This window comes from Streptococcus sp. 1453 (assembly GCF_013276955.1).
Taxonomy (GTDB): domain Bacteria; phylum Bacillota; class Bacilli; order Lactobacillales; family Streptococcaceae; genus Streptococcus.
Window position 1 is genome coordinate 32,726 of the sequence record NZ_VMLZ01000005.1, and the last position, 16,665, is coordinate 49,390.

Genomic DNA, 16,665 nt, shown 5'->3' on the forward strand with positions numbered 1-16,665 from the left:
CGTGATAATAGCTAGTCATCAATAAAAAACTATTTGAATAAGGATTCTCCATTTGATTCAATCACTTCTTTATACCAAGTAAAAGACATTTTCTTATATCGATTTAATGTACCACTTCCATCATCGTTTCGATCAACATAAATGAGACCGTACCTTTTAGAAAGTTGTGCAGTGGACATAGAAACACAGTCAATACATCCCCAAGACGTATAGCCCATAATTTCAACACCATCCTGTAGAGCTTCAGCTACTTGCAATAAATGTTCTTTCATATACTGAATTCTATAATCATCTTGGACGGTTAAGTTATTAAATTCATCTTTTATTAGTTGATCTTTAGCACCTAATCCATTTTCTACTATAAATAATGGGATTTGATAACGGTCATAATATCTATTTAAAATTATACGTAGTCCAATTGGATCAATTTGCCATCCCCACTCTGAAGACTCTAAATAAGGATTTACTAAACCACCAATAATATTCCCTTCTCCTGAATTATACTGTGTTGGAAGAGCAGATTGAGTCACACTCATGTAATAGCTAAACGATAAAAAATCTACAGTATAATTTTTTAATAACTCTGCATCTTCAGCTGCAAACTCTATGTTAATGTCATTTTCCTTAAAATATCTTTTTGCATAATTCGGATAATAACCTCTAACATGCACATCTGAAAATAGATAATTTAGATTCTCATACTCATGAGTCGCCCATACATCTTTTGGATTTGGAGTCATTGGATAAGCTGGCATAGCTAATACCATACATCCCACCTTAAACTCTGAATTAATCTCACGAGCAATTTTTGTAACCAAACTCGAGGCAACTAATTCATGATGTATAGCTTGATATAATTCTTGTTTCGAAAGATTCTCCTTAGGTATATCTATTCCTCCACTAGTAAATGGTAATTCCAAAACAGAGTTTACTTCGTTAAATGTAAGCCAATATTTAACTTTATCTTTATACCTTTCTAAAACTGTTCGAGCAAATTTTTCATAAAAATGAATCATTCTCCTATCAACCCATCCATGATATTTTCTTGCTAAATATAATGGAGTCTCATAGTGTGAAAGAGTTACAAGTGGTTCTATCCCGTGAGCATGTAGCTCATCAAACAATTCATCATAATATTTCAAACCAGCTTCGTTAGGTTCTTCCTCATCTCCTTTTGGAAAAATTCTACTCCATGCAATAGAAGTACGAAAAACATTAAAGCCCATTTCAGAAAACAAGGATATATCTTCCTTATATTTATGATAAAAATCAATACCTAACAATTTTAAGTTATCTTCTGTAGGATTTTCTGTTGCTTCTCCTAATCCACCTTTGGGTAACACATCCTGAACTGATAATCCCTTACCACCTTCATTATATGCTCCCTCTACTTGATTAGCTGCAACAGCTCCACCCCAAAGAAAATCATCTGGAAAAATGGCCATAACTTTCCTCCATTATAATATTACCAGTAATTCCTTAGAATGCTCGATTGTCTGATTATTAGGTAATACTAATACATCTAGAAAATCGTTGGTATTCGTTACAATTACTGGTGTAACTGTTTCGTAGCCTTTACTCTTGATTAAATTTAAGTCCATTTCAAAAATCAACTGATTTTTGAAAACTCTGTCTCCTTCTTCTACATGACTAATAAAACCTTGACCTTTTAGCTCAACAGTATCTAATCCAATATGAATTAGTAACTCAACACCCTCATCACTCTTCAATCCAATTGCGTGCTTAGTCGGAAAAATATTTGTAATTTTCCCATCGAATGGCGCATAAACCTTACCTTCACTTGGGATAATCGCTACTCCGTCTCCAATCAGTTTATCTGAAAATGTTTTATCCTGGACATCGCTTAACGGAATGATTTCTCCTGATATAGGAGAAAATATCATTTTTTTATTTGAAACTCCAGCTTCAACTTCTAAATTACTAGAACTCTCTTCTTCATCGATTCCAAATATATAAACTAATACAAAGGTAATAACAACTGAAATGACCGCCACAATTAAAGCATTTACAATATTTGATGGTGCATCAGAATAAATAAATTGAGGCAACGCTATCAAAGATGGGACAGCAAATAGATACGCTTTAACACTAGTAAGACCTGCAAATAATCCCGCTAATCCACCACCAATCATAGCTGCATAAAGCGGTTTTTTATATTTTAAAGTCACACCATATAATGCAGGTTCGGTAATTCCTGCAAGTAAGGCTGAGAAACCTGCTGCAAAAGCAATTTGTTTTGTATTATTATTTTTACTCTTTAATGCAACAGCCATCGAAGCAGCCCCTTGAGCTAAGTTTGACCCTAACATTGCTGGAAGAATTAATACGTCTGGAGTAGCAATAGATGCCGCCAAAAAAATAGGTGCAAAAGCCCAATGCATTCCAGTCATAACAATAAATGGCATAATAGCACCAAGAATAGCTAATGTAAGCCATCCAGCTACACCATACATGTGTCCAACTAGATTTGATAATCCTTCACCAACAATTACTCCAATAGGTCCGACTACAACTAAGGCAATAAAGCTTGATACTAATAATACTAGCGTAGGTTGCAAAAAACTCTTAGTAACAGCTGGTGTTAATTTAGCAATCATTTTTTCAATATATTTCATCAACCAAACCATAATAAGAATTGGAATGACTGATGAACCATAACTAGCTGGTGTCACAGGTGCACCAAATAAACTAAGAGGATTCCCTGATTGCACCATTTGAACAAAATTTGGATGGAGAAGTACACCTGCTACAGACATAGCTAATGTAGATGTTACTTTTAATTTTTGTGATGCAGAATAAGCTAATAACAGCGGTAAGAAATAATATGGAGCATCCCCAAAAAATGTCAAAAAAGCAATAGTCTGAGAATCTGATTGCAATATACCAAGCATTGGTAAAATGATTACCAAGACTTTCAACATACCTCCCCCTAACATTGCTGGAATGATTGGAGTCATGGAACCAGCGATATATTCAATGATTCTTTCTAAAATATTCCCTTTGTGCCCTTGATCAACTGAATCTGTTTCAAAATTGCCAAGTTTAATGAATTCTTTATAATAATTGGCTACATCATTACCAAGTATAATTTGATATTGCCCATTCTTTTTCATAATACCTATTACACCTGGTATCTTCTTCACATCATCATTGACTAAATTTTCATCTTTTAATTCTAATCTTAAACGTGTTACACAATGGGTAACTCTATTGACATTTTTTTCGCCTCCAATTACATCGAGGATTTTTTGTACCGTATCTTTATAACTCATGGTATTCTCCTATTCTATTAATCTAAATTTTTTGTTAAGCGACGAATATGAGCCATCAAATAAACTAATTCACTAGAAGTCAGCAAATAATTGTACTCAGTTTGTATAAACATTGCCACCTGTTTACCACATTCATATTCCCTAGGATATTTATTTTTCATTAATGCTAACAAGTCTTCATCATCATCGTCACAATAAGTTATATTTTCAACCAAACGATGGGCAAATAATTTTATATGAGTTATGAATCTATAATAATCAATAGAATCTTGGTTAAACTCAGTACAATAGAAATCTTGAATGATTTTCTCAATTCCCATAATTATTTCAGTGATTTTATACGACTCTTGAAAATTATTTTCTAAATTAGCATTAACAAAATGTAGCGCTATGAATGCAGCTTCGTCAATTGGAAGTTCAATACCTAACTCTTTTTTTATTATTTGTAAAGCCCTTTTCCCAAGCTCAAATTCTTCTTTATAATATTTCGAAATTTCCCAACGTAGGGGATTCGAAATAATAACTCCTTCTTTATAACGTTCTATACTCGAAGAAATATGATCCGTTAGATTTATATAGATAATCTCATCAAAATTATTACCCAATGTTATTTTACCTAGATTAATTATTTTTTCGGTGATGTACACCAACTCCAAAGGAACGTTAATAAACATCTCTGTAAAACGGGTCATATTATCTCTATTTTTGAGAAAAAAACTTTTCTCAATATCAATTGGATTTACTTTATCTCCAATTTTTCTTCCAAAAGCTATTCCCCTTCCAAAAAGAAGAATATCGATATCTTTTTTACTTTGCGCAATTACAGCATTGTGGTTTAGTATTCGTTTTATGATCATAAAATTTCCCTTTTAAAATAAAAGGAACCTACTTAAAAACATCAAGAAACTTCTTCCGATGTGATTAAATAGGTTCCTGCTCACTTGTATTAGTGATAACATCCTTTTATTTCAATTTTTAATAGTGACATGAAGCTTAAATAATTAATAACTCTGTAACCATTTTCATTTTAAGATATTTCAATCTATTTGTCAAGTACTTGTAGAAATTTTTTTATTTTGTGTGATTCGAATGTGAAAATGTCATCACTCTCACTAAAGAAATGAAAATCATACATAGAAATTTTTAAAAATTTTCTCTATCGTAAACCTGCCACTAGTTCAGAAACTATACTAGCTGATTCCAAACGTAATATGGTCACTTCATCTACCTTCCCTAATAATGGCATTGCACCATACCAAACAATGGTCTTGTTTACCAAAAGAATAGGCGTGACTATTTTTGATTGAGTAAAAGATACTTTAATTTTCTGGCTCTTCAACTGGTCTAGCCATGCTTTATTTGCAACCGTCTCTGGTATACATATCTCAATTTGACTAATCCTAAATTCTTTTAGAAAATTCATCAGTTTTGTCTGGTGCACATAAGGTAAAATAAGCATACACTCCTGTCTTTCCCCCGCTAATACTCAATGAAAATCAAAGAGCAAACTAGGAAGCTAGCCGCAAGCTGTACTTGAGTACGGTAAGGCGACGCTGACGTGGTTTGAATTTGATTTTCGAAGAGTATAAGTCCTCTCTCAGCACATTCTCATATCTACTATCAACATAAACGAATGGTTTCTCCTCACCCTCGATGACACGATAATCCATCTTTCGATAAGCTACTTGTCGTTTCTGAAACATCTTTTCTAAATAAGGAACATGAATATCCACATAATCGAAAATCCGCACCAAAGACTTATCCTTGTAGTTTCTATGAATCCGACCTGCATACTGAATTAAATTATTTTTCCAAGAAAAGGGTGCTGCCAATATAAGCGTGTCTAGCTGAGGCAAGTCAAAACCTTCGCCAATGTATTTTCCAGTAGACAATAAAACAAACCCTTTATCTAATTGTTCTAACGTCTCCAGTAAACTTGTTCTCTCTCGGACTTTGGTTTTGCCACTAATAATATAAAAATCATCAACTTCTTTCTCTTTCAATAACTTTTCAAAGACATCTATCTGTTGAATTCGATTGACTAGAACCAAGATATTCCGCCCTTCTGCCACTTGGACTAGAATATCCTTGAGAATCAACTGATTCCTCACTGAGTCAGTAGCAATCCAATCACTAAGCTGTATAAAATTACTTGCTTTGGTCTTTTCAATCTCCAAATGACCAAAGGAAGTGAATCTTACTTGCAATTGCCGTTTAAAATCCGTTTCCCTCTTATCAGCAGTATGGAGTATCTCACCAATTCTCTGAAAAACGATAGGCTCATGACCATTCTTACGCTCAGGCGTAGCCGTCAAACCGTAAAGATACTTCCCTCTAAACTGTGCAACAACTTTTTCAAACATCAAGGCAGAGACATGATGACACTCATCCACAATCATCATCTCATACTCATCCAAAAGACTTTGACTATTTTCCAACTTAAATAGAGATTGGATCATAACAACATCAACCAGTTTACTCAGCCATTTCTTAGTCCCACCGTACTGCCCGACATAGCCGATTACCTTTTCACGACCTGATGCCGTATAACGGGTAGCTTCTTCCTCTTCGAAAGTCAAAAAAATGGTTTAAACGATCCAGCCATTGGTCTAAGAGTTGCCTATTATGAACTAGGATAATTGTTTTTGTCTTACGTTCAGAGATGAGAGCAGCACCTAAAACGGTCTTCCCAAAACCAGTCTCTGCATAGAGTAAACCATTTTCTTTAGAAGTCATATCTGACAGGGCTAACTCTTGCTCAAAAGTGAGTTCTCCCTTAAATTCCACGCTAATAGACCTTTGTACCTTTCTCCTATCTTCCACAGATCCCTGCTCATACTCAATGAAAATCAAAAAGCAAACTAGGAAGCTAGCCGTAAGCTGTACTTGAGTACTGTAAGGCGACGCTGACGTGGTTTGAAGAGATTTTCGAAGAGTATTAAATTTATCTTGCAATGGATACAGCAAACCTCTTGGTAACCATAAATAATGTTCGGATTCTCCAAATAAATACATTCTCTCAGGAATTTGATAGGTTGGTTGTCGCATAGCCTGCTTTAAATAAAATTCGGGATTAGAAAACGAAGCCATATTTTTCAAGAAAAAAAGTGTCTTGGGTATCACAGACGATTTTTCAAGTTGGATCATATTGGATAAGACGACCTGCAACTCCTTGTCCAATTCTTGCTTGCCTAACTCCTCTTGGATTAACAATGCCACTTTAGCAGTTGAAATCCTATGAATTTCTTGCAGATACCTCCACTGGTCTTCATAAGGTTGAAAGTGTTCATCCACAAAGACCGTTCGCCCTTGATGATAAGCTTCTCCTTGAAAAGGTAAGGCAATCAAATTACCAAATCCACCTTTAGGAAGGACATCCTGATTTGGAAACATGCGATCAAAAGAATCAAAGGACAGTTGCATACTTTCCTGCATAGCCAATTCTAATAGTTTCTTTCCAAATAAGCGAGCCTCTTGACTCGGAATCGCTTCCTCAAAGAAGAACCAAATATGGAGTCCGTGACCCGAACGAGAAATCTCTAAATGGGCTTCCATCTGGCGTTCCCTGGCTATTCTTCGAATGGTTAAACCAGCTTCTTTCTAATCTCCTTCATCAAAATCCAGTACCAAAAAATAACAGCTATCATCTAAGTGCATAGGAAAGATACCGATAGCTGTCTCCCCACGAAAATGAGATTTCAAAACGGAGTCCGTCAATGTCTGGAAACTCCGTTTTTCAGGTGATAACTGCTTCCAACCATAATTATAGGAAGGAAAATACTGAATTTTCCCTTGTTCATTGATAAAACTCTTAGCATAAACATCATAACGGTCAGCAAACACGGAGGTAAACAATTGTAATTTTTCTTGCGTCGTCAAGTGACTACGTTTAAGTTGGAACATCTCTTCGAACCGAAAGCGTTCCATCACAAACTGACTCTTGTCTTTAAGACGTTTACACAAGAAAAACTCACTATCCCCATTAAAAGAAGAAAAGACATCAAGAACTTCTACCACAATTCCATCCAAAGACACAAAACAGCCATAAGAGTTCCCTCCTTGATTCCTATAGGCTGATTATAACAAGAATGGCTGAAATTGTACACGAAAACAAAATCCGAATAGCACTCATTTTGTATGTGACTAATATTCCGTCTCGCTCCAGAAGGTACGAGGTAAATAGAGTTTAAACGAGCAATCTATAAAATTCAAAAAACGCATATTATCAAGCGACCTAAAACTTTGATGATATACGTTTTCTTGTGAGAATATTTACTTCATTTTTTCCTAAAATTCAATGTTTACTCAGTATTAGGATTATGAAAGATCGAGGTCTAAATCTAGATACATTTTTTCTGAAGACAAATCATTTTGACCACCGAGCAAGAGATTTTCAAAAAAAGCTGTTAAAAACTCAGGACGTCGCTGTAAAATCTTTGCATTATCTAATACTAAGGCATCACGAAAATACTTGGAATGTTGCTGAAATGGTGTATTATCAATATCAAAACCAAACTCACGAAGATACTGAATCAAAAATACCGTTACCGTCTGAATGTTTCCTTCGCGAAATGGATGAATCTGCCAGATTCCTGAAATAAAATGCTGGATTTTTTTAACCATATCCGCCTGGGTTAGTGTCGCATATGCAACTTGTTTTTCCTGATTAAAATCATAATCCAATGTCATTTGAATCATGGAGTAATCAGAGTACACAACACTTTCACCATTCAAAACAGGTTCATTCTTTGTGATATTAGTCTGACGAAATTGCCCCACCGGAATAGAGGTTTCAAATATATCTTGAAACAACTCCTTATGAATAGCAAGTAAGGTCGCAGGACTGAAGCTAAAGCCTCTTCGAGACAATAGTTCTACAATGCGTAGAGAAACCAAGTCTGCCTCCTCCGTACTTGCATCAATAGTATGGTGATAAGCCGTTGCATCCTCATAAACCTGCTCATAAGTCAGTTCACCCCGAGCCTGTTTCTCAGCCAAAGATTCCATATAAGCTGATGGCACTAGATTGTCAACTTTCTGCAGACCAAAACCTATCCGCCATAAATCACGCTTAGCTTCATAAGACAAGTTTGGATTGTCAATGTTGTAAGTTGGTTGCATAGAAATATCCTTTCAATTGTTTTTCTGTGTCATCGGCAAATGGTGAAATGGGTATGGAATTGGCGTAATTTATAAAAATCTTTCACAATAAGTTCTATGAAATATATATACTTCAGCTTAATAGTGAACAAGTTATACTCAGTATTTCATGCGGTCATCTGGAATGTTCTTTGACTGAATGATATGATTATCGAGATATCTCTGGATAAATGAACTAATAAGTCTGACGCGCATACTTATCAAACTCATTGGCATACACCACTCTGAACTCGTTGGTCTGTTCAAATCCCAACTCAATTCCCCCAACACCTGAGGAGAATGCTGCAAACTTGTACTTCTAAGAGCGGTTGTTATGTAGTAATCCGCTTTCTAGAATATAAAATAATACTTACTAAAATACGATGTATACTTTTATGTTATAAGCTTTGAACTATAATTTAATTCTTTTGCCAAATTATATCGTCTATTATACTGGGTATGGATTTTTAACAAAATAATATAGTCTATGAATTACTTGAAATCAGTATTAATTCTAACTTTTTTAAGTATATACATTTGTTAAAAACTTTTTTTTTTTAATTTAAAAACATTAGTTGGAAATTTTCCCCTCAAAATAAGATATCAAACTAGGAAAAATACTTGCATGCTTTGCAAGATGGGATAATAATATTTCATCAGAGGAATTTAGATTTAAATTTGTCTTACAATTATAAACATACTCAACCTGTTTAAGAAAATAAATTAAAAATTTAAAATCTTCTTTTCCTCTAAAAAAATAATTAATATCTATACACTCTATTCTTTTATAGTACTGTATAATTCTAATAATTCCTTTTTTTCTAGAACTAAAACGACTTAATATTTTCCTGTGATAATCAGTATCTTCGTTTTTCTCTTCTAATTTACATATTTTTCTTTCTAATTGTATTTCAAATCGAGAAATCAAATATTCAATATCTACGTTATCTAATTGTTTACCATTAATACCTGCATTCATAAATTCAATAGTTAAATTATTCATTTTTAGACAACTGAAAATATTAAACTCATCAAATTTTAACTGAAAATCATATTTTAGACATAGCATATTAAACAGATTGTAATCTGTTAATTTATCAATAAATATCTGATGTAAAATATTATATTTAGATATTATTTCATCAAACTCAGTACTTCCCTGATTATATCCAATTTCATCCATCAAAATTTTCTCAATGACTTGAGTAAAAGTATAAAAATTCTCTACTGAATAACAATCGGTTTGATATACTCCTTCATAATGATGTTGCAATGAACCGATATTTTCGTAATCTTTATCTATCAAAAATAACAATTGCTTTTTTGGAAAAATTGATTTCTCTTCACAAATTTTTTTATGTACTTTTAAAACTTCTTTTTTTCCACCACATTCATACTGATTATATGAAGGATAATCATTCATTAATCTATAATAGATTTCTTTAAATTTATTAAGATAATAGAATCTGTCATAACCTTCAAAAAAGAAGTGGTATTGATCCAAGTTATTTTTTTTCTGAGAAAACTCCAACCATGCAGATGATGCATTTTTAGATTTTTCTCTCATCTTCTCTGCTCGACTATTCTTCGTCATAATTCTTATCCCCACTAAAAACTTCAAAATCAGAAACATTATCAAATAGGTTTTCAAATATGAAAGGAGAATGTGTAACTGCAACTAGAAAGAATAAGGAATTAGAATTGGAGATGTCCACTAGGAATTCCTTTTGCCATTCAATTGACAATGACAACTCTGGTTCATCAAATAATACAATAGTTTCTTTATCTTCCAATAGTATTTTTGAAAAAATAGATACCAATTGTTTTTCACCAGAAGATAATTGATTTAATTCAATTTTTTTCTTCTCTCTGGAATAAATAGCTATGTCTAAAGAGGACTGATCGTAAACAAACTCTTTGTTAATGAAGTATTTGTTCACAACATCAACAAATCGTTTAATTCTATTATCTATATCACTTAATTTTGAATAATTTTCCAAAATTTTGTTTAATAGATTCATAAGATACTTATCTTTATCCTCTGAAAAACTATCTTTTTCAAATTTATCTATAATAATATCAATTGTTCTCTCTTCAACTTTACTCCCTAAACGACTCAATGCAATTCTAATTGTTTCGGAATCAGATTTTTTAAGTTCTGAAAATTCAAAAGCATTGTCAGTAGTATATTCATTTAACAAACCTGTTGTCATTTGTTCATAGTTTTGGCTTGTAACTGTTTTTATACCGTATAAAATATTATCAATCTGTTTTTTTACATCTTCCATTCCAAAATTTATCAAATTTTCTTTTATTTCTTCACGGAATGGCAGGTCGGTAATATCATTGCTTGCAAAAATCTCTTCTTCAATTCGCCTATAAGTTGGGAAGTACAATATTTTTTTATCTTTTTTAAAAGCCTCTATTCTACTAACAAAAGTTTTAAAAGGATTCTCATACTCACTAATACTTGAATGACTTATATGTGAACTATCATATATAGTGGCTATACAATATACAAAATAATTATAAGGCATATTAGATGTAACTCTATTTTTAAAGTGCAATTCTCTGAGATTTAAATCTTTAAAATTAGTAGCATTTCTTACTTCGTCAATAATTGATTCATCTATATCACTTACCCATCTCTCAAATACAATATCATTACCACGGGTACTTTTTGCTTTTAGTACTCTACTGAAATCTAGATTTCTAAATTGCCATAATGAATACTTCAAATAAATCTCATCTTCATAAGGAGAATCAATATAATCCAATACTTCATCTTTAGAGAATTCAATTATCTCATTATCATTAAATTCAATAGAGATTGTTGTAAAATCAAATTTTTTAAGTTCAATATAGTTACCACTTAGTAAATAATATAAAATATTTAAAACAGTAGTCTTACCAACACCATTCTCTCCTACAAAAATATTAACAGCATTATTAAAATGTATACTTACCGTCTTAGAATCATGTAATCCTTGTATTTTAAAGCTTCTCATATAAACCTCCATTCGTCCTATTATACCAAAAAACACGGCATTACACCGTGTTTCTGTGTTTATTTCACCAACTTCTTCATCTCATCAATACGTGCTACGGTCGCGTCGTACTTAGCTTGGTAGTCGGCTTGTTTGTTGCGTTCTTTTTGGACGACTTCTGGTTTGGCGTTGGCTACGAAGCGTTCGTTAGAGAGTTTCTTACCGACCATGTCCAGTTCTTTTTGCCATTTAGCGAGTTCCTTGTCGAGGCGAGCTAGTTCTTCTTCGACATTGAGGAGGTCTGCCAGTGGCAAGTAGATTTCTGCTCCTGTGATGACGCTTGACATAGCCAGTTCAGGTGCAGGGATGGTTGATGCGATTTCCAAGTGTTCAGGATTTGTGAAACGTTTGATGTAGTTGACATTGCTGTTAAAGAAGGCTTCCAAGTCGCTATCGCTTGTCTTAACAAGGATAGTGATAGGCTTGCTTGGAGCAACGTTTACTTCCGCACGCGCATTACGAACGGCACGGATCAAGTCTTTGAGACTTTCAACACCAGTGTGAGCAGCAAGATCTTCAAAGGCTGGGTTGACAGTTGGGTATGCTGCTGTCACGATAGAGCCTTCTGAGATTTGTCCAAAGATTTCCTCTGTCACAAATGGCATGATTGGGTGGAGGAGACGAAGGATCTTGTCCAAAGTATAAAGGAGAACAGAGCGTGTGATGACTTTCTCTTCTTCATTATCGCTGTAAAGGACTTCCTTGGTCAACTCAACGTACCAGTCTGCAAATTCATCCCAGATGAAGTTGTAGAGGATGTGACCAGCTACACCAAATTCAAACTTGTCAAAGTTGGTAGTTGCTTTTCCGATGGTTTCATTGAGGTTGTGGAGAATCCAGCGGTCTGTGACATTACCAGCTTCCTTGTTGACAACTTTTTCCACATTGGCAGTTGCTTGCTCAAGGGTCAAGCCTTCATTGTTCATGAGGATGTAGCGAGAGATGTTCCAGATCTTGTTAATGAAGTTCCATGAAGCATCCATTTTCTCGTAAGAGAAGCGCACGTCTTGACCTGGTGCAGAACCGTTTGAAAGGAACCAACGAAGGCTATCTGTTCCGTACTTATCAATAACATCCATCGGATCAATCCCATTGCCCAGTGATTTAGACATCTTACGGCCTTCCTCGTCACGAATCAGACCATGAATCAAGGCATTTTTGAATGGCGATTTGCCAGTAAATTCCAAACCTTGGAAAATCATTCGAGATACCCAGAACGGGATAATATCATAACCAGTCACCAAAGTTGATGTTGGATAATAACGTTTGAAGTCTTCTGAGTCGACATCCGGCCAGCCCATGGTAGAGAATGGCCAAAGGGCAGAACTGAACCAAGTATCCAAGACGTCTTCGTCCTGAGTCCAACCGTCGCCTTCTGGAGCTTCTTCGCCGACATATATTTCACCCTCAGCATTGTACCAAGCAGGGATTTGGTGACCCCACCAGAGCTGACGAGAGATTACCCAGTCGTGAACATTTTCCATCCATTGGAGGAAGGTATCGTTGAAACGAGGTGGGTAGAATTCTACCTTGTCCTCTGTGTCTTGGTTGGCAATAGCATTCTTAGCCAATTGGTCCATCTTAACGAACCATTGAGTAGACAAGCGTGGTTCAACCACAACACCTGTACGCTCTGAGTGACCAACACTGTGGACACGTTTTTCGATTTTAACGAAGGCACCAATTTCTTCCAACTTGGCAACGACTGCCTTACGAGCTTCAAAACGGTCCATACCTGCAAACTCGAAGGCAAGCTCATTCATAGTTCCGTCGTCGTTCATCACGTTGACTTGTGGCAAGTTATGACGTTGACCAACCAAGAAGTCGTTTGGATCGTGGGCAGGCGTGATTTTCACGACACCAGTACCAAACTCAGGGTCTGCGTGTTCGTCTCCAACGATTGGAATCAGTTTATTAGCGATTGGAAGGATGACATTTTTACCAATCAAGTCCTTGTATCGGGGATCTTCTGGGTTGACCGCAACCGCAACGTCTCCAAACATGGTCTCAGGACGAGTTGTGGCAACTTCAAGGACGCGTGAGCCGTCTTCTAGCATATAGTTCATGTGGTAGAAGGCACCTTCGACATCCTTATGGATCACCTCGATATCAGAAAGGGCTGTGCGAGCTGCTGGATCCCAGTTGATGATAAACTCACCACGGTAGATCCAGCCTTTCTTGTAAAGGTCCACAAAGACCTTGCGAACAGCTTTTGACAAGCCTTCATCAAGAGTGAAACGCTCGCGAGAGTAGTCGACAGAGAGCCCCATCTTGCTCCATTGTTCCTTGATAGTAGTGGCATATTCGTCTTTCCATTCCCAGACCTTATCGAGGAATTTCTCACGACCTAGGTCATAACGTGTAATGCCCTCTCCACGCAAGCGCTCCTCAACCTTAGCCTGAGTGGCAATCCCCGCGTGGTCCATCCCTGGAAGCCAAAGGGTATCAAAACCTTGCATACGTTTTTGACGGATAATGATATCCTGCAAAGTCGTATCCCAAGCGTGACCAAGGTGAAGCTTACCAGTTACATTTGGTGGTGGAATAACGATAGAATAAGGCTTAGCCTTTTGGTCTCCTGAAGGCTTGAAAACATCAGCGTCAAGCCATTTTTGGTAACGACCAGCCTCAACCTCGGCTGGATTGTATTTAGGTGAAAGTTCTTTAGACATGTGTTTGTCCTTTCTAGTTAATATCTTTAAATAAAATTAGTATGTAGGAGATAGGCTTTGATTCAACTCATCTTGTTTTTCTCACTATCTTCTATAAGCAAAGAAACTGTGTAAAAATTTTACATTAACTTTCTCTCATTATCTTCATAATATGCTTATCAAAATCTGATATGATTTTTTGAGTTCGGTTAAATTTTTCATACTCTTGGATGGCTTTTGAGTCTGCTTGTTTCTTGGAAATACTTCCTTTTCCTTCTAAAATTTCGTACTCATTAAAAGATAGAAAGCGATCAATACTATCTGCCAATCCTCGCATTGTAAAAGTATTACGACGCTCAACCAAACCCTCGATATAATCAAAATAGGCTGTAACAGTTCGCTCTAGTTGTCGAATTTCTTTTTCTTGCAAATAGTTTTTAGCCACCGTTACATCTGACTTGAGCACTCGTCCATCAGGTGCATTCTTCCAAGACGTTAATCCCATTTTTTCTTTACTAGCATCGGCTTGCTGATAGATAATTTCTGCAGCAGTACTTCCAGTAATTGCATAATGAAATTTATTTTGCACCATAGCATAGAAATTTTTAGTAATATCTGAGTTTTGATCATAATCTATGGCACATTCAGCAAAGATATCCGTGATTTGTTGATAGATTCGGCGCTCGCTAGAACGAATAGAGCGAATTCGTTCTAAAAGTTCACGGAAATAATCTTGTCCGAAAACTGTCTGTCCTTGTTTCAAGCGTTCATCATCCAAAACAAAACCTTTGATGATAAATTCTTTCAAAGTCTTGGTTGCCCAAATTCTAAATTGAGTAGCCTTGCTGGAATTTACGCGATAGCCAACTGAAATGATAGCATCCAGATTGTAATATTCAAGTTCACGCCGAACAGTTCTATTTCCCTCTTGTTGAATCTGTGCAAATTTTGCACAAGTTGACACCTTATCCAACTCACCACTATCATAAATGTTTCTCAAGTGCTTTGTAATGACACTTCGTTCAACTCCAAAGAGCTCTGCAAGACCTTTTTGAGTCAACCAAAGATTTTCATCCTGTAAAAGGATATCTAGCTGAACATGGCCATTGGGTGTAGTATACAGGATGAAATTAGAAACTTCATTCAAGACAATTCCACCTCCTCCCTTCAATAAATAATTACTTCTCGTTCTTAAACTCTATGCCGTTTTCCTTCAGCTTTTTAACGGTTACGGGACCAATTCCCTTCAAAGCGAGAACTTCTTTTTCAGTCCATTTTTTGAAATCTGAAGATGTACGAATCCCATTTTCAACAAAGATGCGAACAAGATCCATCCGGATTCCCTTCATTTTTTCCTCGCTCATAAAGGAGTACCAGTCTGTGACCTGGGATAGATTTCTTAACACACTGGAATGATTCGAAAATACTGGTTTACGACGGAATTTCTTGGCTTCTTTTGTTAAAAATTCTGTTAAGATAATATTTTCTTGTAAATAGTCAAGCAGAGGATACAAACTAGCTTGTAGCGATTCAACTGAATTTGGACAATAGCATTCTTGTTCTTCAATGTCTATAACTTTGAATTGCCAATCTTCCTCTATAAAGAATTCAACTGCTTCATCATTGATTTCCACTAATTTTGCAAATAGCTGACTTGCTTCCTCAATTTTTCCTTGAGAAAAAGCAGAGATGATGGCATGAATAAGAATGGTATCATCCCGTTTCCCTTTATTTAATTCTTCACGATAGAAACGTTCAACCTTTAGTTCCTGACCAGTAATATGATACAAGGAAAGCATACAGAAGACAAAATTAGGAGGAAAACGGTCTGGTCGCTTACTCAAATATAGGTTAATCAATTCTATAGCCTTAGAATTGAAGTTCTCCTTCATATAATACTCAATCAGAAACATCAGAGCAGACAGGATAGGGCGGGCTTCAAAATAATTCCAACTATTGTAGCCATTCATTTTCCATTTTTCTAAAACTAGAATTTCAAAATCCAATACTTTTTTAAAGGTTGACAAATCAAAACTTTCAACCTCGGATAAGAATAAATGAAAATCAGCAGCAAAATAATCTGGATTTATTTTTAAAACTTGCTTTAACAATTTATTTCGCTTCTGTGTATTCGGAGTATGCATAGCTTCTCTAAATAAAGCATGATCCTGATTCCAATCAAAAGTCCTATTTTTCAGTTGGTAATTGATTAGCTGAACATCTGGATACTCTCCGTGTTCATCAGCATATTGCATCACTGCTGTATGTAGTTCATCGAAATTTTGAATGGTACGACGTTCTACAAAAGTTGGGTTTGTAGCTAGTAGTTCTGTCCAGGTAGCCTCTTCTTCAGAAATAACTTTAATATCCAACTTCTGCTGGCGTTTTAATTCTTTTTTCTATTTTTCTTTTTAGCCATCTATTTTCTCCTCTAACTCATTCTTCAATAGATTCGACTCAACTGCCTTAGATATCCTTCAGGACTCAGCTACAGGCTTGAACGGGAATCTAAGCTTCTTTGTGATTCGTTTGCTT

9 protein-coding genes and 4 pseudogenes are annotated in these 16,665 nt (G+C 35.4%); all 13 read right to left on the reverse strand.

The window, feature by feature from the left end:
* Positions 1-29 precede the first annotated feature (29 nt).
* Positions 30-1,445, reverse strand: a complete 1,416-nt coding sequence (locus HW098_RS03660) for a glycoside hydrolase family 1 protein (RefSeq protein WP_176139331.1) — start codon at positions 1,443-1,445, stop codon at positions 30-32.
* A 12-nt stretch (positions 1,446-1,457) separates the two neighbouring features.
* The gene (locus tag HW098_RS03665) at positions 1,458-3,293 is read right to left on the reverse strand and encodes a beta-glucoside-specific PTS transporter subunit IIABC (RefSeq protein WP_176139332.1); all 1,836 of its coding nucleotides are present in this window, start codon (positions 3,291-3,293) and stop codon (positions 1,458-1,460) included.
* 17 nt (positions 3,294-3,310) lie between these two features.
* On the reverse strand, positions 3,311-4,150 hold the full coding sequence (locus HW098_RS03670) for a PRD domain-containing protein (protein WP_176139333.1): 840 nt from the start codon (positions 4,148-4,150) through the stop codon (positions 3,311-3,313).
* A gap of 299 nt (positions 4,151-4,449) precedes the next feature.
* Entirely contained in the window at positions 4,450-4,752 is a 303-nt protein-coding gene (locus HW098_RS10475; RefSeq protein ID WP_240149454.1) for a hypothetical protein, read from the reverse strand.
* A gap of 49 nt (positions 4,753-4,801) precedes the next feature.
* A pseudogene (locus tag HW098_RS10725) lies at positions 4,802-6,134 on the reverse strand (DEAD/DEAH box helicase); the annotation flags it as partial.
* Between the two features lie 99 nt (positions 6,135-6,233).
* A pseudogene (locus HW098_RS10805) lies at positions 6,234-7,220 on the reverse strand (DEAD/DEAH box helicase); the annotation flags it as partial.
* Positions 7,221-7,610: 390 nt separating this feature from the next.
* Positions 7,611-8,414, reverse strand: coding sequence for a Fic/DOC family protein (locus tag HW098_RS03690; protein ID WP_176139334.1), 804 nt, complete (start codon positions 8,412-8,414; stop codon positions 7,611-7,613).
* A gap of 147 nt (positions 8,415-8,561) precedes the next feature.
* A pseudogene (locus HW098_RS10490) lies at positions 8,562-8,790 on the reverse strand (DNA cytosine methyltransferase); the annotation flags it as partial.
* Between the two features lie 213 nt (positions 8,791-9,003).
* On the reverse strand, positions 9,004-10,026 hold the full coding sequence (locus HW098_RS03700) for a DUF4435 domain-containing protein (protein WP_176139335.1): 1,023 nt from the start codon (positions 10,024-10,026) through the stop codon (positions 9,004-9,006).
* The gene (locus HW098_RS03705) at positions 10,013-11,440 is read right to left on the reverse strand and encodes an AAA family ATPase (RefSeq protein WP_049511362.1); all 1,428 of its coding nucleotides are present in this window, start codon (positions 11,438-11,440) and stop codon (positions 10,013-10,015) included. The genes HW098_RS03700 and HW098_RS03705 overlap by 14 nt, the downstream gene beginning before the upstream one ends.
* Positions 11,441-11,499: 59 nt before the next feature.
* Positions 11,500-14,151, reverse strand: a complete 2,652-nt coding sequence (locus HW098_RS03710) for a valine--tRNA ligase (protein WP_176139336.1) — start codon at positions 14,149-14,151, stop codon at positions 11,500-11,502.
* 124 nt (positions 14,152-14,275) lie between these two features.
* Positions 14,276-15,277 (reverse strand): virulence RhuM family protein, encoded by a 1,002-nt coding sequence (locus HW098_RS03715; protein ID WP_176139337.1) that lies wholly within the window; start codon positions 15,275-15,277, stop codon positions 14,276-14,278.
* A 31-nt stretch (positions 15,278-15,308) separates the two neighbouring features.
* Positions 15,309-16,549 (reverse strand): annotated as a pseudogene (locus HW098_RS03720) (hypothetical protein).
* Positions 16,550-16,665: the final 116 nt, after the last annotated feature.

Coding starts and splice junctions, on each gene's coding strand:
- HW098_RS03660 (WP_176139331.1), bottom strand. CDS start 1,445: ATGGCCATTTTTCCAGATGATTTTCTTTGGGGTGGAGCTGTTGCAGCT.
- HW098_RS03665 (WP_176139332.1), bottom strand. CDS start 3,293: ATGAGTTATAAAGATACGGTACAAAAAATCCTCGATGTAATTGGAGGC.
- HW098_RS03670 (WP_176139333.1), bottom strand. CDS start 4,150: ATGATCATAAAACGAATACTAAACCACAATGCTGTAATTGCGCAAAGT.
- HW098_RS10475 (WP_240149454.1), bottom strand. CDS start 4,752: ATGCTTATTTTACCTTATGTGCACCAGACAAAACTGATGAATTTTCTA.
- HW098_RS03690 (WP_176139334.1), bottom strand. CDS start 8,414: ATGCAACCAACTTACAACATTGACAATCCAAACTTGTCTTATGAAGCT.
- HW098_RS03700 (WP_176139335.1), bottom strand. CDS start 10,026: ATGACGAAGAATAGTCGAGCAGAGAAGATGAGAGAAAAATCTAAAAAT.
- HW098_RS03705 (WP_049511362.1), bottom strand. CDS start 11,440: ATGAGAAGCTTTAAAATACAAGGATTACATGATTCTAAGACGGTAAGT.
- HW098_RS03710 (WP_176139336.1), bottom strand. CDS start 14,151: ATGTCTAAAGAACTTTCACCTAAATACAATCCAGCCGAGGTTGAGGCT.